16 protein-coding genes are annotated in these 17,640 nt (G+C 70.6%); 2 read left to right on the forward strand and 14 right to left on the reverse strand.

Annotated elements, in window-relative coordinates; all coding sequences use genetic code 11:
* Positions 1-524: 524 nt before the first annotated feature.
* From IMZ11_RS31780 to IMZ11_RS31795, 4 genes are read right to left on the reverse strand one after another with little or no spacing between them, the layout of a single operon-like run.
* A complete protein-coding gene (locus IMZ11_RS31780) occupies positions 525-1,346 on the reverse strand; it encodes a hypothetical protein (RefSeq protein WP_228646109.1) in 822 nt (273 codons plus the stop codon).
* On the reverse strand, positions 1,336-1,692 hold the full coding sequence (locus IMZ11_RS31785; protein WP_228646110.1) for a UBP-type zinc finger domain-containing protein: 357 nt from the start codon (positions 1,690-1,692) through the stop codon (positions 1,336-1,338). Before IMZ11_RS31785 ends, IMZ11_RS31780 begins: the two co-directional genes overlap by 11 nt.
* Positions 1,689-3,146 (reverse strand): ATP-binding protein, encoded by a 1,458-nt coding sequence (locus IMZ11_RS31790; protein ID WP_228646111.1) that lies wholly within the window; start codon positions 3,144-3,146, stop codon positions 1,689-1,691. Before IMZ11_RS31790 ends, IMZ11_RS31785 begins: the two co-directional genes overlap by 4 nt.
* On the reverse strand, positions 3,143-4,819 hold the full coding sequence (locus tag IMZ11_RS31795) for an FAD-dependent oxidoreductase (protein ID WP_228646112.1): 1,677 nt from the start codon (positions 4,817-4,819) through the stop codon (positions 3,143-3,145). The genes IMZ11_RS31790 and IMZ11_RS31795 overlap by 4 nt, the downstream gene beginning before the upstream one ends.
* A gap of 309 nt (positions 4,820-5,128) precedes the next feature.
* Between IMZ11_RS31795 and IMZ11_RS31800 the strand changes: the two genes are divergently transcribed.
* Positions 5,129-8,143, forward strand: coding sequence for a glycoside hydrolase family 38 C-terminal domain-containing protein (locus IMZ11_RS31800; RefSeq protein WP_228646113.1), 3,015 nt, complete (start codon positions 5,129-5,131; stop codon positions 8,141-8,143).
* Between the two features lie 162 nt (positions 8,144-8,305).
* On the opposite strand, the gene IMZ11_RS31805 is transcribed toward IMZ11_RS31800, so the two are convergent.
* The 10 genes from IMZ11_RS31805 to IMZ11_RS31845 all read right to left on the reverse strand — a co-directional run bounded on the left by IMZ11_RS31805 (position 8,306) and on the right by IMZ11_RS31845 (position 16,267).
* Positions 8,306-9,691, reverse strand: a complete 1,386-nt coding sequence (locus tag IMZ11_RS31805) for a rhodanese-like domain-containing protein (protein WP_228646114.1) — start codon at positions 9,689-9,691, stop codon at positions 8,306-8,308.
* 76 nt (positions 9,692-9,767) lie between these two features.
* Complete coding sequence (locus IMZ11_RS31810) at positions 9,768-11,042, reverse strand: MFS transporter (protein WP_228646115.1); 1,275 nt, start codon at positions 11,040-11,042, stop codon at positions 9,768-9,770.
* Positions 11,043-11,094: 52 nt separating this feature from the next.
* A complete protein-coding gene (gene trxA / locus IMZ11_RS31815) occupies positions 11,095-11,460 on the reverse strand; it encodes a thioredoxin (protein ID WP_228646116.1) in 366 nt (121 codons plus the stop codon).
* A gap of 48 nt (positions 11,461-11,508) precedes the next feature.
* The gene (locus IMZ11_RS31820; protein ID WP_374463046.1) at positions 11,509-12,417 is read right to left on the reverse strand and encodes a sulfite exporter TauE/SafE family protein; all 909 of its coding nucleotides are present in this window, start codon (positions 12,415-12,417) and stop codon (positions 11,509-11,511) included.
* Between the two features lie 54 nt (positions 12,418-12,471).
* On the reverse strand, positions 12,472-13,062 hold the full coding sequence (locus tag IMZ11_RS31825; RefSeq protein WP_228646117.1) for a rhodanese-like domain-containing protein: 591 nt from the start codon (positions 13,060-13,062) through the stop codon (positions 12,472-12,474).
* A 61-nt stretch (positions 13,063-13,123) separates the two neighbouring features.
* Positions 13,124-14,464: a rhodanese-like domain-containing protein gene (locus IMZ11_RS31830; RefSeq protein ID WP_228646118.1), complete on the reverse strand. Its 1,341-nt coding sequence runs from the start codon at positions 14,462-14,464 to the stop codon at positions 13,124-13,126.
* A gap of 149 nt (positions 14,465-14,613) precedes the next feature.
* Positions 14,614-14,928 carry a rhodanese-like domain-containing protein gene (locus tag IMZ11_RS31835; protein WP_228646119.1) on the reverse strand — a complete coding sequence of 105 codons (315 nt, stop codon included), beginning with the start codon at positions 14,926-14,928 and terminating at the stop codon, positions 14,614-14,616.
* Between the two features lie 71 nt (positions 14,929-14,999).
* The gene (locus tag IMZ11_RS45635; RefSeq protein WP_255707393.1) at positions 15,000-15,125 is read right to left on the reverse strand and encodes a hypothetical protein; all 126 of its coding nucleotides are present in this window, start codon (positions 15,123-15,125) and stop codon (positions 15,000-15,002) included.
* 42 nt (positions 15,126-15,167) lie between these two features.
* Positions 15,168-15,737 carry a DUF488 family protein gene (locus IMZ11_RS31840; RefSeq protein ID WP_228646120.1) on the reverse strand — a complete coding sequence of 190 codons (570 nt, stop codon included), beginning with the start codon at positions 15,735-15,737 and terminating at the stop codon, positions 15,168-15,170.
* Positions 15,738-15,925: 188 nt separating this feature from the next.
* Positions 15,926-16,267, reverse strand: a complete 342-nt coding sequence (locus IMZ11_RS31845; RefSeq protein ID WP_228646121.1) for a DUF5713 family protein — start codon at positions 16,265-16,267, stop codon at positions 15,926-15,928.
* A 191-nt stretch (positions 16,268-16,458) separates the two neighbouring features.
* Between IMZ11_RS31845 and IMZ11_RS31850 the strand changes: the two genes are divergently transcribed.
* Positions 16,459-17,190, forward strand: coding sequence for a hypothetical protein (locus tag IMZ11_RS31850; RefSeq protein WP_228646122.1), 732 nt, complete (start codon positions 16,459-16,461; stop codon positions 17,188-17,190).
* The last annotated feature ends 450 nt before the right edge of the window (positions 17,191-17,640 follow it).

The raw sequence follows: 17,640 nt of genomic DNA on the forward strand, positions 1-17,640 counted from the left end.
GAGAGCCGCGACCAGGGCCGCCGGCGACTCCTTCCCGGTCGGCGATGGCTCGGACCGGGAGATTGCGACTGCGACTTTCCGGAGTTCCGGTCCTGGACATTATCAATGATAATTACGCAGAGTCATGTTTACTTGTCGGTAGTGCCGGGCTGTTCCAGGTTACGGATTCGCGTCAGGCCGGTTTCGGCCATCGAACCGATACTCCCAGCTCATCATCGAACATCCGAATCATCCATTTTGTAGTGATTCGAGGTAACGCACAGCACAGCCTTCCGGCATCCGGGTCACCGTGTGATCGATCTCGGCGCGTGGCCGCCGCCCGCGCAGGCGAGCGGACACGCGCCTGGATCGATCCCATGCGTGCCGCCGAGCCGCATTTCGACGTTCGCGACATGGTGGGCGGCATCACCGCACCGACCCTGGTCATCAGCGGCGCCCATGACTTCGCCTGCGGGCCCGCTTGGGCACGTGCAAAACATCTTGATCTACCGCGTGGACGACGTCCCGGTTCGGAGATCGTCTGGTCAGGCGAGGAACTCGGTGAGCGGAAAGGAACGGTGGGAGCGCGGCGGAATCAGGAAATTCCGCCGGTGCGTCGTGTGCACGACAGAATTCAAGCCGGCGCCCGAGGAGCGCGACGAGAAAGGGGCACGCCTAACATCGGGAAACTCGCCGCCCATGGCAAGCCGCACGCGGTTGAAGGTCTCGGTGGTCGGAGCGAAGAGCAGGAAATGCAATCCGGCCGCCTTCTGATCACTGAAATGGTCCCCGGCGGGATCCGGGGTGTAGTGGAACGGATTGTCCAGCGTGGCGAAGTCCCCGCGATTCGTGATGGCCGTATCGACAGGATAGACGTGACCGTAGCTGCTGGTCGTTTGCTCCTGCAGGCGGTTCACCGGCTGCATGCTTCCATTATGGCCGTACGCATGATATTTCTGCACGCCATTCAGGACGTCGGCCTCATTTTGCTCGGGCGGGTCCGCTGTCACCGTCCCGGGCGCGAAGGAGACTCCCGGACGAAACATCGCATGGATACGAGCATCAAAGGTCGGAAATACTTTCGAATACCCAGCGACGAGGTCCGGGAACAGGTGCGAGAGAGGCATGACCGTCCCGTGCTTGGAGTATCCGTTGGGCCATTGGTCGGTCCAGCCGGGCAGCGTCTCGAAGTTGGAGACCGGGACGGAGCTCTCCGCGTCCCGTGCGGACGGCCACCCGACATGCGGTCCAGGGTCGCGGCCTGCAGCGTGCCCGTTGGGCGACGAGCGGACCGGGCTGCCGTTCAGGCTGATCGGGATCGGCGGCGGGCTCCGCGGGCCGGGCGCGAAACGACGGTCACCCGCCACCCAGGCGTTCGGCCCAGTCGACGGGTACCCGCCCGGCGGGCCCGGGGACGGGCTGGTCGACGGGGCGGCTCTCCGGCGGCGCCAACGCGGGCCCGGACTTGTAGAACTTCGAGGTGGTGTAGTCCCAGAACCACTCCTCGCCCGGTTCGAAACTGCGGATCAGCGGGTGTCCCGTCTCTTCGGCGTGCGCCGTGGCGTGCTTGGACGGCGAGTCGTCGCAGCAGCCGATGTGGCCGCAGAGGGCGCAACGCCGCAGGTGCACCCACCAGCCGCCGGCCCCGTCACACTCGACGCAGCCGGTGCCGCTCGGCGGAACGGCGGGGTCGATCGCTTGCTCAGAGCTCATCGCGACTCCTCTGGGGTGTCCGGGTCGGAGGGGGACAGCGGGAGGCGGACCTGGAAACGGGTGTCGCCGGGCACGGACTCGACCCGCAGGTCACCGCCGTGCCGGCCGACGACGATGCGCCACGAGATGTCCAGGCCCAGCCCGGTGCCCTCGCCGACGGGTTTGGTCGTGAAGAAAGGGTCGAAGATGCGGTCACGGATCTCGGGAGGCACGCCGGAGCCGGTGTCGCCGATCTCGACCAGCAGGCGGTCGCCGTCCCATGCGGTGCGCACGGACAGTGTGCCGTCGGCGCCCGTGCCGCCCATGGCGGAGAGCGCGTTGTCGACGAGGTTGGTCCACACCTGGTTGAGCTCGCCGGGGCACGCCGCGACCTCGGGCAGCGTGCGGTCGTAGTCCTTGACGACACTGACGCCCGCCCCGATCTTCTGCGAGAGCATGACCAGCGTGCTGTCGAGCAGGTCATGTACGTCGGTGTGCCGGTATGGCGCCCGGTCGAGCTGCGTATAGTGCTTCGCCGCGTCGACCAGGGCGGAGATCCGGGTGGTCGAGTCCTCGATCTCGTTGAGGAGGAGTTCGGTCTCGACGGTGCAGTTCAGCCAGCGCATGGCCGCGCCGAGCACGTCCGGGGGAACGGCCGCGGCGATCCGGTCCAGCCAGGACGTATCGAAACCGGCCTGAACGAACGTCGGCGCGAGCTGCCATCCGTCGGCGACGCCGTGTTCGTCCAGCCACTCTGTCAGGACGTCCTCCCGGTCCGAAGCCTCCAGCGGGCCGAGAGCGGGGGCCCGTGCGGCGAGTTCGGCGGTGTCCTCCTGAATCCTGGCCAGCGCGTCGACACTGTCCCGCCGGATCGGGTCGGCCGCCATGTCGCCGAGCCCGTGGCGCATTCCGGCCACCCGCTCCCGGAGTTCGGCGGTGGCCCGCACCGCGGCGGCGGCCGGGTTGTTGAGCTCGTGCGTGAGCCCGGCCGTCAGCGACCCGAGGGCCAGCAGGCGCTCGCGCTGGCCGATCGCCTGCTGCGTGTTCTTGGTCCCGAAGAACAGCCCCTCCAGCAGATGGACGGCCATGGGGAACCAGTCGCGCATGATCTCCGCGAAGGTCTCCGCGGGCAGGACGAAGAACCGGGAGGGCACGGTGACCCGCATCGAGTTGTTGTAGACCTGCGGTACCTGGTCGCCCAGGTACGCCTGGAAGGCCCCGGCGTACACGCCGCGCGTGGAGGTGCGGTTGACGTCCACGTCTTCGCCGCCGACGCGGCGTGAGAGCACCACCGTGCCCTCGAAGAGGACGTACAGGTACGCGGCCGGGTCGCCCTCCCGGTAGACCGTGCCCGGGTCGAGCCACTCCGCCCGGCCGTCCCGGCACAGCCGGGCGAGCTGGTCGTCAGAGAGCTTTTCGAAAAGGAACAGGGAGCGCAGTTCTTCCTCGTCGCACCGCGTACCGGGTCGGGTCATGACTGCTCCAGATAGCGGTGCACGAGCATGACGGCCATGGCCCCCTCGCCGACCGCGGAGGCGACCCGTTTGGCGGACTCGGCCCGCACGTCGCCCGCCGCGAACACGCCCGGCACGCTGGTCTCCAGGTGGTAGGGCGGCCGATCCAGCGCCCATCCGGCGGGCGGGCGCCCGTCCGGCGACAGGTCGGGGCCGGTCAGGACGAACCCGTGCCCGTCCCTGAGCACCGTGCCGTGCAGCCAGTCGGTCAACGGCGCGGCCCCGATGAACACGAACATCCACTGGGTCTCCACGGTCTCGGTCTCTCCGCTCACCGTGTTGCGCAGCGTCAGCTTCTCCAGATGGTCCGTACCGTGGACGGCCTCCACGACGGTGTCGGTGCGCACCGAGATCACCGGGGACTCCGTGACCCGCTGGAGTAGATAGTGCGACATCGAGGCGGCCAGCGATGACCCGCGCACCACCAGGGTGACGGACTTGGCACCCCGGGCAAGGAACATCGCGGCCTGGCCGGCCGAGTTCGCCCCGCCGACGATGTACACGTCCTGCCCCTGGCACGCGGGAGCCTCGGTCAGCGCTGATCCGTAGTACACCCCGCACCCGGTCAACTCGGTGACGCCCGGAACGTCCAACTGCCGGTACGACACGCCCGTCGCCAGGATCACGCAGTGCGCGGAGACCTCGGAACCGTCCGAGAACCGGAGTGTGCGTGCCGCGCCCCGCACCTCCAGCGCGGTGACCTGGCGCGCCGTCAGCAACTCGGCCCCGAACTTCGCCGCCTGACGCCGCGCCCGATCGGTGAGCTGTGCCCCGGAGACGCCGTCCGGGAAACCGAGGTAGTTCTCGATGCGCGAGCTCTGACCTGCCTGGCCGCCGGTCGCCTCACGCTCGACCAGGACCGTCCGCAGCCCTTCGGATGCCCCATACACCGCCGAGCCCAGGCCGGCCGGTCCGCCACCGACGACGACAAGGTCGTAGAAGTCGGCCGCCGGGGTCGTCGACAGCCCCACCCGGCCCGCCAGTTCACGCTCCTCGGGCTCCACGAGCGCGGTGCCGTCCGGGGTGACCACCAGCGGCAGCCGAAGCCCGTCCTGGCCCGCGGCGTGGAGCAGGCGCCGGCCTTCCGGTTCGTCGGAGGAGTACCAGCGGTAGGGAACCTGGTTGCGGGCCAGGAACTCCCGGATCTGCGAGGAGCGTGCCGACCAACGGTGACCGACCACTTTGGTGGTGGGCGTCTCCTTGCCGTCGGTGACCCGCCAGGACTCCAGCAGGTCGTCCACCACCGGATAGAGCTTCTCCTCCGGCGGGGCCCACGGCTTGAGCAGGTAGTGGTCGAGGTCGACGACGTTGATGGCGTCGATCGCGGCGCCGGTGTCGGCATAGGCGGTGAGCAGCACGCGCCGGGCGCCGGGGAACAGGTCGAGGGCCTGCTCCAGGAACTCGACGCCGTTCATCCGCGGCATGCGGTAGTCGGCCAGGAGCACCGCGACGTGGCTGCCCCGCAATTTCAGCTCGCGCAGAGCCTCCAGCGCCGACTCGCCGGACTCGGCACGGACCACGCGGTACCGGTCGCCATAGCGTCGGCGCAGGTCACGGGCGACGGCGCGGGACACCGCCGGGTCGTCGTCCACGGTCAGGATGACCGTACGCGCTGCGTCGACGGCTTCCGCCATGTTTCACCTCCGGCACTTGTCAGCTCACGATACGACCCGCGCGGCGGACCACGGTCATCCGGTCCGCGTCCCTCAGCAGCGGCGTCACCAGACCCTGCGGGCGGTTGGCCGGGCCAAGCTGCGGTTCGGGGCGCGAAACTGCTCCTCGGGCCGTTCCCGTCCACACTCGTACCGCCTGGAGAGGTGACGATCGTGTCCCAGTACGTCACCGTGAGGGCATACCCGGCGAGGGTCGCGCCCACGGCGTTCCCCGCCACGTGGAAGAGGGCGCGATCAAGGGTTGATCGTTCAGATGTTCGAGGAGTCCTGATGCATGACGACCGCAATCTGGTCGAAGCCCGGCTCAAGCGCGTGCTCGACGAGCGCATCCGTCCGGCCGTGTACCCCGAGTCCGTGCCGCTCGACGTGGCCGTCTGGCACGCGCCCGGCGAGCCGGTGCCGGTCGCCGAGGGCCTGTCGGCCGTCCCGGAGCCGATAGCGGTCGGGGACGGCTGGGGCGCGCCATGGGGCACCAGCTGGTTCACCGTCACCGGCACGGTGCCCGCCGCGTGGGCGGGACGCACCGTCGAGGCGATCCTCGACCTCGGCTTCGACGAGAACATGCCCGGCTTCCAGTGCGAGGGGCTCGTCTACCGCCCCGACGGCACCCCGGTGAAGGGGCTCAACCCGCGCAACCAGTGGGTACGCGTCGCGGCGCCGGTGGAGGGCGGCGAGGAGGTGCGGCTGCACATCGAGGCCGCCTCCAACCCTGTCATCCTCGGCTACCACCCCTTCCAGCCGACGAAACTCGGCGACAAGGAGACCGCGGGGACGGAGCCGCAGTACCGCCTGGCCCGGATGGACCTGGCCGTCTTCGACGAGACGGTGTGGCGGCTCGTGATGGACCTGGAGGTGCTGGGCGAGCTCATGCGGGAACTGCCGGTCGAGGGCGCCCGCCGCTGGGACATCCTGCGCGCCGTCGACCGGGCGCTCGACGCGGTCGACCCGCAGGACGTGAACGGCACCGCGTCCGCCGCCCGCGAGCGGCTCGCCGGAGTCCTGGCCACGCCCGCCGAGCCGTCCGCGCACCGGATCAGCGCCGTCGGCCACGCGCACATCGACTCGGCCTGGCTCTGGCCGCTCCGCGAGACCGTGCGCAAGGTCGCCCGCACCACGTCCAACATGACCGCGCTGCTCGACGACGAGCCGGACTTCGTCTTCGCCATGTCGCAGGCGCAGCAGTGGGCCTGGGTGAAGGAGCACCGGCCCGAGGTGTGGTCCCGGGTGACCAGGGCGGTGTCCGCCGGACGGTTCGTCCCGGCCGGTGGCATGTGGGTGGAGTCCGACACCAACATGCCGGGCTCGGAGGCGATGGCCCGGCAGTTCGTCCACGGCAAACGGTTCTTCCTGGACGAGTTCGGCATCGAGAACGACGAGGTGTGGCTGCCCGACACGTTCGGCTTCGCCGCCGGTCTCCCCCAGGTCATCAAGGCCGCGGGGTCGAGGTGGCTGCTCACCCAGAAGATCTCGTGGAGTCGGACCAACACGTTCCCGCACCACACCTTCCTCTGGGAGGGCATCGACGGCACCCGGATCTTCACGCACTTCCCGCCCGTCGACACCTACAACTGCTCGATGAAGGGCAGCGAGATCGCCCACGCGGCGCGCAACTTCAAGGACAAGGGCGTCGCCCGGCACTCCCTCGCCCCCACCGGCTGGGGCGACGGGGGCGGCGGCACCACCCGTGAGATGGTGGCCAAGGCGGCCCGGATGCGCGACCTGGAGGGCTCGGCCACCGTCACCTGGGAGACGCCCGCCGCGTTCTTCACCAAGGCCGAAGCCGAATACTCCGATCCGCCCGTCTGGGTCGGCGAGCTCTACCTCGAACTCCACCGCGCCACGCTCACCAGCCAGGCCAGGACCAAGCAGGGCAACCGGCGCAGCGAGTCCCTGCTCCGCGAAGCCGAGCTGTGGGCCGCGACCGCCGCCGTACGGACCGGACACCCGTACCCGTACGAGCAGCTTGACCGGCTCTGGAAGACCGTGCTGCTCCACCAGTTCCACGACATCCTGCCCGGCTCGTCCATCGCCTGGGTGCACCGCGAGGCCGAGAGGACCTACGCTGTCGTGGCCGACGAACTCGGCGGCATCATCGACGCGGCGCAGCGTGCCCTCGCCGGTGACCCGGGCGGAGACCTGCCGCTCCTCTTCAACTCCGCGCCGCACACCCGCGAGGGCGTCGCGGCCGGGGGTGCCTCCGCGCCTCTCGCCGCCGGCGGCGGCACCGGCGTCCGCCCGCGTGACGGAGGCGGCCACCTCCTCGACAACGGCCTGCTCCGCGTGGAGATCGACGGGCGCGGCCTGGTCGTGTCGGCGTACGACCTCGCCGCCGAGCGGGAGGCCGTCGCACCCGGCCGGGCGGCCAACCTGCTGCAGATCCACCCCGACTTCCCCAACATGTGGGACGCCTGGGACGTGGACGAGTTCTACCGCAACACGGTCACCGACCTGGTGGACGCCGACGAGGTGGTGCCCGGGGAGCAGCCGGGCTCGGTCCGCGTGACCCGCTCGTTCGGCCGCTCGACGGTGACCCAGCTGCTCAGCCTCTCGCCCGGCGCCAAGCGGCTCGACATCCTGACCGAGGTCGACTGGCACGAGAGCGAGAGGTTCCTCAAACTGGCCTTCCCCCTGGACCTGCGTGCCGAGCGGTACGCCTCGGAGACCCAGTACGGCCACGTCTACCGGGCGACGCACACCAACACGAGCTGGGAGACCGCCAAGTTCGAGGCGTGCAACCACCGCTTCGTGCACCTGGAGGAGCCCGGCTGGGGCGTGGCACTGGTCAACGACTCCACCTACGGCCACGACGTGACCCGCGCGGTCCGCGCGTCGGACGGCGGGACGACCACCACGCTGCGAGCCTCCCTGCTCCGCGCGCCCCGCTTCCCCGACCCCGAGACCGACCAGGGCGTGCACCGGTTCCGGCACGCGCTCGTGCCGGGCGCGACGATCGGCGACGCGGTCCGCGAGGGCTACGTCATCAATCTGCCCGCGCGGCGGATGCGCGGCGACGCCGAGGTCGCCCCGCTGGTGACGATCGACGACGACGCGGTCGTCGTGACCGCCGTCAAACTCGCCGACGACGGCAGCGGCGACGTGATCGTACGGTTCCACGAGGCGCACGGCGGCCGGGCCCGGGCCACCCTGACCGCGGGCTTCCCGATCACCGGCGTGGTGGCGACGGACCTGCTGGAGCGGCCCATCGCGGAGCCGCGGCGGCACGGCGACACGGTGCCCCTGACACTCCGCCCGTTCGAACTGGTCACGCTGCGGCTGAAGCGCTAGCCGTCACTCTCGGGTCATCGGCTTCAACCGCGACATCGGCTGGAATCCGGACACGAGGCTCACCTACACCGTCACGCTGACCTCCGCGGGCCTGGTCGGCAGGGTGCAGAGCACGTTCACGTTCTCCGACGGCCTCGACGAACTGGTGGGGCGGGTGGTGACCTATGCCCCGGCGGTCGCGAAGGCGCGCTGCCAGGCGTCGTAGCCGCCGATCAGGTCGGCCACCCGCTCTCGCCCCTCGTGCTCCAGCAGGCCGGCCGCGATGGCCGAGCGGGCGCCGCCCGCGCAGTAGACGACGACGGGACGGTCGGCCGGCACCTCGGAGAGCCGCCCGGCGAGCTGCGCGAGCGGGATGTTCACCGATCCCTCGATGGCGCCGCCCGCGACCTCGCCCTCGTTGCGCACGTCGACGAGCAGCGGCGGCTCCGCCCCGGCGAGCGCCTCGCGCAGCTCGCGCGCGGTGACCCGCGTGGAGTGCGCCACCTCGCCGGGCACGGCGAGGAAGGCGGCCTCGGGCTCGCGCAGATATCCGGTGACCGTGTCGAAGCCGATCCTCCCCAGGCGGGTCACCACCTCCTCCTCACGATCCTGCGGGGCGATGACGACGATCTCGCTGCCCGGCTTGACCACCATGCCGACCCGTTCGGCGAACCGTCCGTCGGCCGGGACGCCGATCGAGCCGCGCAGGTGGGCGAGGGCGAAGTCCTGGGAGTCACGGGCGTCGACGACAACGGCGCCCGCCGCCCGCGAGGCCAGGAAGTCCTCCTGCGACAGCGGCCGGACGTGCGCGGCCACGTCGAGCAGTTCGTGGTTCTTCCGGTTCAGCACGGCGTCGTAGACGAAGTAGCCGGGCGCGGGCGGCTGGCCCTCCGTGACGATGGCCAGGAACTCGTCCTCGCTCATCGGCGCGCACGCGTAGTTGGTCAGCCGTTGCATGCCGATGGTCGACTGCCGCTCCGTCGAGAGGTTCTTGCCGCAGGCCGAGCCCGCGCCGTGCGCCGGGAACACCCGCACCGCGTCCGGCAGCCCCATCAGCTTGTGCTGGACGCTGTCGTACAGCATCCGGCCGAGCTGGTCGGCCGTCATGCCGAGCGAGGCGAGCAGATCCGGCCGCCCCACGTCGCCGATGAACAGCGCGTCTCCCGTGAGCACGCCGTAGGGCACCGTGTCGGAGGCGTGCTCGTACACCAGGATGCTGATCGACTCCGGCGTGTGCCCGGGGGTCTCCATGATCTCCAGGACGACGTCGCCGAGCTCGATGCGCTCGCCGTCGGTGAGCGTGCGGATGGGGTACTCGGCCTCGGCCCGATGTCCGTAGCCGATCCAGGCGCCCGTGCGCGCGGCCAGCTCGAGGTGGCCCGCGATGAAGTCGGCGTGGAAGTGGGTGTTGATCACGCCCTCGATCCTCAGCCCGCGCGCCTGCGCGTCCGCGATGTACTCGGACACGTCGCGCCTGGGGTCCACCACTACGGCCCGGCCGGTCTCCCGGTCACCGATCATGTACGAGGCCTGCGAGAGGCAGTCCAGGTAGTACTGCGTGAAGAACATGTCCGTCCTCCTGCGGTTCGATGGGGTTGCTTCACTATACCCCGGGGGGTATCTGACTCGGTCGGGACTTCAGTCCCTATTTCGGGGATGCCCCTTGGTCAGTCAGGGGTTCCTCGGAGCGGCCGGCCGCCACCGGGCGCGTCTCGTACATGCGCACCGCGACGACCAGCCCGGACAGTCCGGTGAGCGCGGCGACGGTCCAGACCGCGGCGGGAATCCCGTACAGGTCCGCCACGACTCCGGCGAGCAGGGCACCCACGGCGAATCCGCCGTCACGCCACAACCGGTACACCCCGACCGCCCGGGCTCGCCAGGCGGGGTGGGCGACGTCGCCGACGGCGGCGAGCAGGGTCGGGTAGACCATGGCCGTGCCGAGGCCGAGCAGGATCACGGCCGCCACCCACACGGGAAGCGACGTGCCCACGGCGACCACGGCGAGGGCGACGGCCTGCGTCGCCATCCCACCGACGATCAGCCACTTGCGGCCGATCCGGTCCGACAGCGCGCCGGTGGCCAGTTGCCCGAAGCCCCAGACGGCCGGATAGAGGGCGGCGAGCAGTCCGATCCCGGCGGTCGAGACGCCGTGAGCGGCGAAGAGGATCGGAAACAACCCCCAGGCCAGGCCGTCGTTCAGGTTGTTCACCATGCCCGCCTGGGAGGCGGCGGAGAGCGCCGGTTCCCTGAAGCTGGTCAACATCAGGATCCGGCGGGTGCTCAGCGGGCTCACCGCCGTCCCCGCCTCGTGGTGGGCGTGCCCCCGGGTCTCCCGTACGGCGAGCGTCGACAGGCCGAGCCCCAGGGCGGCGTAGGCGGCGCCCAGCAGGAACGGCGTCGGCCGCAGGCCGTACTCTCCGGCGAGATAGCCGGTGGCCATCGCCGTGACCGCGACCGCGACGTACCCGGCTGCCTCGTTGAGTCCCATGGCCAGGCCGCGGCGCTCCGGACCGACCAGGTCGATCTTCATGACGACGGTGGTGGACCAGGTCAGGCCCTGGTTCACCCCCAGCAACACGTTGGCGGCGATCACCCAGCCCCAGCTCGGCGCCCAGATGAGCAGCAGCGGCACCGGCAGGCCGATCAGCCACCCCGCGACCAGCACGGGCTTCCTGCCGTACCGGTCGGACAGGGTTCCGGCGAGGAAGTTCGTGATCGCCTTGACCGCGCCGAAGGCGAGGATGAACGTGAGCACGCCGATGTAGGCGTTCAGGTGGAAGGTCTGCCCGGCGAGCAGCGGCAGCACCGTTCGCTCCTGGCCGAGCATCCCGCCGACCAGCGCGTTGACGGCGACGAGCAGGGTGAACTGGGCGAGGTTGGCCCGCAGCCCCAGGCTCGGCGGACGGACGGCGCCCATGCCGTCCGTCGCGCGAGCCGGCCCGGGGGGCTGGGGCGGTCTCCGTGCCATGTCAGCGCCGGGCGGGCTGCCCGGCCACGTGGCGGCGGATCTCCGCCATGTCGAGCGTCCGGACCTGCGCGATGAGGTCGTCGAGCACGGGTTCAGGCAGCGCCCCGGGCTGGATGGCGACGACGACACCGTCCCGGATCGCCATCAGGGTCGGGATGGAGGTGATACGGAACGAGGTCGCCAACTCCTGCTCCGCCTCCGTGTCGACCTTGCCGAAGACGATGTCGGGATTGCGCGCGGCCGCCGCCTCGAAGACCGGAGCGAACCGGCGGCACGGGCCGCACCAGGCCGCCCAGAAGTCCACCAGCACGATGCCCTCCGCGGTGACCGTCGTGCTCCAGTTGTCCTTGGTCAGTTCGGTGACCATGCCCTTCCTCTCTCTTTGGCCGTGGGGGGTCTCTCCGCCCGCCGGGTGTCAGCCACGGTTGGCCTCGGGGACGCGCACCGCCCGGCGCCCCCGCCCCTTCTCTTTCCTGAGGAGCAGGTACGTGACGACCGCCAGGACCGGCACGCCGCCGGCGAGCAGCGCCGCGACGCCCCACATCGTGTGGAACAGCGCCGGCGGCGCCTGCTGGACGAGCACGAAGCCGCCCATCACGAGAACGAACCAGCCGAAGCCCTTGCGCAGGCGGTCCGCCTGGATCCGCCCGGCGAGCCGCCCTCCCACCAGCCCGCCGACGACAGCGGCCGCGGTCACGGGAAGAGCGGTCGTCCAGTCGATGGGGACGGTCTGCAGGTATCCGGCGAGCCCGGCGAGCGACTTCAACGCGATCACGACCAGCGAGGTGCCGACGGCCATGCTCATGGGCATTCCGCCGAGCAGCACGAGCGCGGGGACGACGAGGAAGCCGCCGCCCGCGCCGACCAGGCCGGTGACCAGTCCGACGACGACACCCTCGGCCAGCACGTGCGCGATGGGCAGGTCCGTGTGCGCCGACGCCCGCTCGGGCACCGTGCGGCCGCGGATCATCGCGGCCGCGGTGGCCAGCATCATCAGCGCGAACGCGGCCAGCAGCACGGCGGACGGCAGGTGCGGCCCGATCAGGCCACCGCCGTACGCGCCCGCCATGCCGGCCACGCCGAAGATCAGGCCGGTCTTCCACCGGATCCGTCCGGCGCGGGCGTGCCCGACGGCGCTGACCGCGCTGGTCACAGCCACGACGAACAGGGACATCGCGATCGCCGCCTTGGCCGGCACGCCCGCGAGGTAGACGAGCAATGGCACGGTCAGGATCGACCCTCCACCGCCGAACAGGCCGAGCGTCAGGCCGACCACCACGGCGCCGGCAAGGGTCAGGGCGAGCATGGAATTCCTTCCCTTCATACCCCGGGGGGTATATAGGAGACAGTCCGCTCCGCCGTACGGCGGAGCCGGGGGTCAGGCCCTGGAGCGCGCGGGCCTGCGGATGCAGGCCATGGCCTCGTCGACGTCGACTCTTCCGCGGTTGTACGGCAGCCTGGAGAGCAGCATCCCCATCGCGCAGGTGTCGGTCAGCGCGGCGAAGGTCAGCCCCGCGCCGACGAAGGCGCCCACGAAACGCGCACCGGGCAGCCACAGGTCCGCCACGATCGACGTGAGCACGATGCCGCCGGCCACAAGGCGGACCTGACGCTCCAGGCTCCACTTCTGCCGGCCGCGCACGACGGGCGCTCCCGAGGCGATCCAGGCGTTCATGCCGCCGGAGAGCACGACCGTGTCGGGCAACCCGGCTTCGCACAGCTTGTTCTGCGCCTGGGTGGCCCGGCCGCCCGACTGGCAGATCAGCATCATCGCGCCGCCGGCGTCCGCGACGATCTGCCGCAGATGGGCGTCCACCTGGTCAAGCGGCAGGTTGACCGCACCCTGGATGTGCGCGGTCTCGAACTCGGCCGCGGTCCGTACGTCGACGACGAGCACGTCCGGGTTGGACGCGATCAGAGCGCGCGCGCTGGCGGGGTCGATGGTCTGGGATGGGCGGTCCACGCTCATTGGTATCTTCTCTTTCCTCAGCGTCTCGCGGCGGACCCGCGAGAGGTCATGGCGCGGCCGGTCAGGCCGCGTGGCGGGCGGCCTTCGCGGCGACGACGTCGGGGATGCCCGCGCGGTTCAGCACCACGGCCCGGTAGCCCTGGCGGGCGAGCAGGGTCGCGGCGATCGCCGCGCGGCGGCCGGAGCCGCACGCCACGAGCACCGGGCGGTCCCTGTCGAGCTCGGCGGGGACGCCCTCGGCGACCAGCTCGGGAAGGAAGCGCTCCACGGCTCCCCCGAGACGTACGGCGGCGCGCTCGTTCGGCATCCGCACGTCCAGCACCTGGGCGTCCGGCCGCTCCACCAGCGCGACGAAGGCCGTCAGATCCACCAGCTCGAACCGCGCGGTCGCGGCCGGGCCGAGATCGCGCACCACGCCCCGCACGCTGTCGATCCCGATCCGGGCGAGCTGCGTGACCGCCTCGGCGACATCCTGGCCGCGCTCCGCGACCAGGACCAGAGGCGACCCGTACGGCAGCAGCCACCCGGCCCAGCTCCCGAAGTCGGTGCCCTCCTCGATGCCGACCGAGCCGGGCAGGAAGCCCTCCGCCTGCGCCTTCCTCGGGCGGATGTCCACCACGTGGGCGTCGTCGGGCACGTCGGCGACCGCCAGTTCGGGAACCTCGATCGCGGGCATCGGCGGCACCCCGAGCGTGTTGGCCGGGCCCATGTACGCGTAGAAGGCCGGGATCGGCATGGGCGCGGCGAGCAGCTCGTCGGCCAGCCGGTCGGCATCGTCGATGGCCAGCAGCGGGTTCGTGCCGATCTCGTCACCGATCGTGGAGGTGTAGCGGCCCGCGCCGCTCGCGGTGCAGAACGACCCTTCGCCGTGCGTCGGGAAGAGCTCGACCTGCGGCGGCAGCGCCGCGAGCCGCCGCAGCGAGCCGTACTGGAGCCTGGCCAGGGTGCGCGCCCGGGCCGTTCCCAGCAGGTCGGGGCGGCCGGCCGAGGCCACCAGGAGGCTGCCGCCGGAGAAGACCGCGGTCGGCTCGCCGTCGATCAGCACGAGGTAGCTGGTGTGCTCCGGCGTGTGGCCGGGCGTGTGGATCGGGCGGATGGCGAGCCCGTCGTCCCCGCTGATCTCCTCCAGGTGGAAGGCCGGCGTGTGGCGGTAGGCCGGCGCGGCGGCGGCGGGCAGAACCAGCTCGGCGCCGGTGCGAAGGGCGGCCTGCTCCCCGCCGGAGACGTAGTCGTTGTGCAGGTGGGTCTCCAGCACGAAGCGGAGCTCCACGTCGCGGTCGGCGGCGGCTCGCAGGAACCGGTCGATGTCGCGCTGGGGGTCGACGAGCACCCCCTTGCCCTCGTGCGTGAGCAGGTAGGTCTGGTCGCCGAGGCCGGGAGTGCGGAAGGACAGGATCTCCACGGTTACCTCACTTTCACAGGGGAAAATACCCCCGGGGGTATCAAGGTCACAAAAAGCGGCCGGCAAGGCCGCCGACGGCAGGCGAGCGCCGTCCGGGATTCGGGAACGATCAGCGAGAAGGGCGGGCGGGAAGGGCTGCCGAACCACGGTCAGACCGCACCCGCGACCACCCGGCCTCCGGCGTGCATCCACCCCTTGGTGCCGCCAGCCACCGAGTACGCCTCGATCCCGGCGCGGCGCAGGATCGCGGTGCCCGCGCGGCTCCGGTTCCCCGAGGCGCAGATGACATAGACGGCGCCGTCGCGCGGCACCTCCGAGATCCGCCCCGGCAGACGGTCCAGCGGGATCGGCAGCGCGTTCGGCACATGGCCCGCGGCGAACTCGTCCATTTCGCGGACATCGACCACCGTCGCGCCGCCGCGGTACGCCTCGGCGAAGCGGGCGAGATCGACTTCGGGGCTCATGCGGTTTCCAAACATGGCGGTTACCCCCGGGGGTATATGAAGGTCATAGCGAAACGGCTGGGGACAGCCGGTCACGCGAGGGCGAGGAACGGCTTCTCCAACTCGGCGGCACTCATCGCGAGCACACCGGCGAGCCGGCCATGCGCACGCCGCAGGCGAGTCACCGCGCCACCGACGTTCGCCTCATCCATTCGCACGCGGTCAATATACCCAGGGGGGTATGTCCGCGCAAATCTGGGTCAGGCGGCGTCGTAGACGAGGAGCCCGTCGTCGAGAAGGCGGGCGCCCGCGGTGGGCGGGTGTTCGGTGAGCCGCCCGTCATGGGCCAGGTGCAGTACGGGGACCTGGTGGACCAGCACGGCGTAGTCGGCGATGATCCGCCGATGGCAACGCCACCAGACCGCCTCGCTGCACATGATCGCGGTACGGGTGGCCGCCGCCTGGTCCAGGAGCTCCTTCAGGGCGGCGTGGAACTCCGGTCCGCGGCTGTAGCCGGCGTACCCCCGGAAGGAGTCGTTCCGCCAGAACGTGTCGGGCGAGTCCGGAGCCGGCGTGCGGAAACCGCCGAGCCGCCTCTCCCACCGGTAGCCGATCCCCTCCCCCGGCAGCCAGGCGGAGAGCTCGTGCCTGCCCACGTGGGGGACGCGCCGGCTCCCGGGCGCGGTACGGACGTCCACGACGGCCTCCGCGTCCACGCCGTGAAGAAGGGCGGCGATCAGGGTCCGGGAGGCGGTGCCGTGACCGAAGGTGAGCAGCGGAGGCGTCTGGACGCGGCCGGCGAGCGACGGACGCAGGTCGGCGGTAGCCACCAGCGGCGCATACCCGGGGCCCGAGCGCCAATCGCCGGATCAAGACGCCGCCGGAAGTCACCCGGCGGTACGGCGGCCGAACCGGTGCTCCCTCCGGAGTGATCGGCCAGTTGGGGATCGGCCGAGTCCGCGTCGCGGCGTGCCCTGCCGGCCCACGCGACGGCGACGTCCAGCGTGGTGCGTGCTTTTCACCAGTCCCGGGCGGCGACCAACTCTTCCGCGTCCGCCTCCGCGAACCCGTATGCCGACGCCACGAACCAGAAATCCTCGGCGATCATCTCTCGTGCAGTGGTCTCGATCCCACTGCCGGCCGCCTCGAAATCCGCCTCCAACGTGTTGAACTCCTCTGTCGCGGCCTCCGTGAGCACGTACAGCGCCGCCAGATCCGGCGGCCGCTCGGCCTCTATCCGCTCACACAGCCTCAGCAGGATCGCTTTCCCCTTGTCAACGACGTGATCCGGGAAGTACCCGTCCTCGTACATGCCCCTGAGAAACGCATAGGTGACCACCTGCTGGTTCGTGGGCGACACGGCAATCTCCTGTTCTGTACGAACGGCCGGTGTCTCGATACTGCACTGCGCCACCGACAACGCTCGTCGGGGTCACGGCGGACATGATGCGCCAGATCGAACTCAGATATCGGAGTAAGGGCCGCCACGAACCGCGGGCGAGCATCATAGAGACGGACACCATGCATGGATGATCGTCATGGGGATGGGTCATGAGGCTCCGCCGGTACCGTCGACTGCCGCTCCGCGTATCGTTGCCCAAGCGTTCCCTCGGGCGCTGGATCGTGGTCGCGGTCGGTCTGGGTGTGCTCGTGGCGGCGCTCGCCGCCGCCGCCGAACCGTATCTGCGGACCCGGGAGTTTCGCGAGGCCGTGGCGTGCGAGCGGGGCGCCGGCGATTGTATCGGTAACGAGCCGGGCTCCATTGTCGGGCGGCGTACCTACACCACGACGTCGACGAACACCGACGCCAATGGCACCACGACCACGACCACGACCACCCACTACGAGGTCACCTGGCGGCGGGCCAACGGTTCCCGGCAGACCCGCGACGTGTCGTCGAGCTTCTACAGCAAGGCCCGGGAGGGACAACCGGCCACACTGCGGCTCTGGCGCGGGGAGGTCGTCGGCGTGGCGGTGATGGGTGAAACACAGTGGTTCCTGCCGGAGTCCGGCAGGACGCTCGGCTACTCGCTGTCCCTGGCCTTCTTCGGGCTCGGGGTCCTGCTGTGGGGGCTGCTGTTCGGCTGGTGGGACGGGGTCTTCATGCTCGCCTTCCGCACCTTCGCCTGGATGTTCATGAGTATCGTGCCGGTGAGCGTGACGACGGATGCCTTGGCCTACGGCCTGGACACCGGGGTCGGTCTCGTCATGGAGATCGTGTTCGGCGTCTTCTTCACCGGGATCGCCGGGTGGATGCTTCTCGGCTCGCTCGACGAGTGGTGACCGGCGTGACCGGCCGGTCCACCATGCCGGAACGGCGGCGCCGTGAATGGTCGCCAGGGCGTAAGGCGGCGAGGTCGTGGCCCAGCCGAGCCGACAGCTCGCGCACAAGGCCGAGGGGCGGCGTCGGTGAGACGGTGCCGGGCAGGCCGAGGCCACAACATCACTCCGTACGGCGGTCGTAGTGGGAACACGCCGATAGGGCGTGTCACCAGGCGTTCGATCTGTCTGTTGTTCAGCTGGGTGCCGTGAGCTCAAGGATCTTCTTGGGCGGCTCGACGGCCGGTGTGGTCAGGAGGGTCGTGCTGGAGCTTGGTGAGCTCGGTGGACTCTCTGATCAGTTGATCCGCCAGGTGTCGCCACCGAGGAGCAGGTCGGCGAGCTGGCCCTTGCCCTTGTCGGCGGTGGCCTGCTCGAGCTGCTCGCTCATGAGCGTGTCATACGCCGGGCGGT

Source organism: Microtetraspora sp. AC03309, from assembly GCF_020826795.1.
GTDB lineage: Bacteria > Actinomycetota > Actinomycetes > Streptosporangiales > Streptosporangiaceae > Microtetraspora > Microtetraspora glauca.

Coding starts and splice junctions, on each gene's coding strand:
- IMZ11_RS31785 (WP_228646110.1), bottom strand. CDS start 1,692: ATGAGCTCTGAGCAAGCGATCGACCCCGCCGTTCCGCCGAGCGGCACC.
- IMZ11_RS31790 (WP_228646111.1), bottom strand. CDS start 3,146: ATGACCCGACCCGGTACGCGGTGCGACGAGGAAGAACTGCGCTCCCTG.
- IMZ11_RS31795 (WP_228646112.1), bottom strand. CDS start 4,819: ATGGCGGAAGCCGTCGACGCAGCGCGTACGGTCATCCTGACCGTGGAC.
- IMZ11_RS31800 (WP_228646113.1), top strand. CDS start 5,129: ATGCATGACGACCGCAATCTGGTCGAAGCCCGGCTCAAGCGCGTGCTC.
- IMZ11_RS31805 (WP_228646114.1), bottom strand. CDS start 9,691: ATGTTCTTCACGCAGTACTACCTGGACTGCCTCTCGCAGGCCTCGTAC.
- IMZ11_RS31810 (WP_228646115.1), bottom strand. CDS start 11,042: ATGGGCGCCGTCCGTCCGCCGAGCCTGGGGCTGCGGGCCAACCTCGCC.
- trxA (WP_228646116.1), bottom strand. CDS start 11,460: ATGGTCACCGAACTGACCAAGGACAACTGGAGCACGACGGTCACCGCG.
- IMZ11_RS31820 (WP_374463046.1), bottom strand. CDS start 12,417: ATGAAGGGAAGGAATTCCATGCTCGCCCTGACCCTTGCCGGCGCCGTG.
- IMZ11_RS31825 (WP_228646117.1), bottom strand. CDS start 13,062: ATGAGCGTGGACCGCCCATCCCAGACCATCGACCCCGCCAGCGCGCGC.
- IMZ11_RS31835 (WP_228646119.1), bottom strand. CDS start 14,928: ATGAGCCCCGAAGTCGATCTCGCCCGCTTCGCCGAGGCGTACCGCGGC.
- IMZ11_RS31850 (WP_228646122.1), top strand. CDS start 16,459: ATGAGGCTCCGCCGGTACCGTCGACTGCCGCTCCGCGTATCGTTGCCC.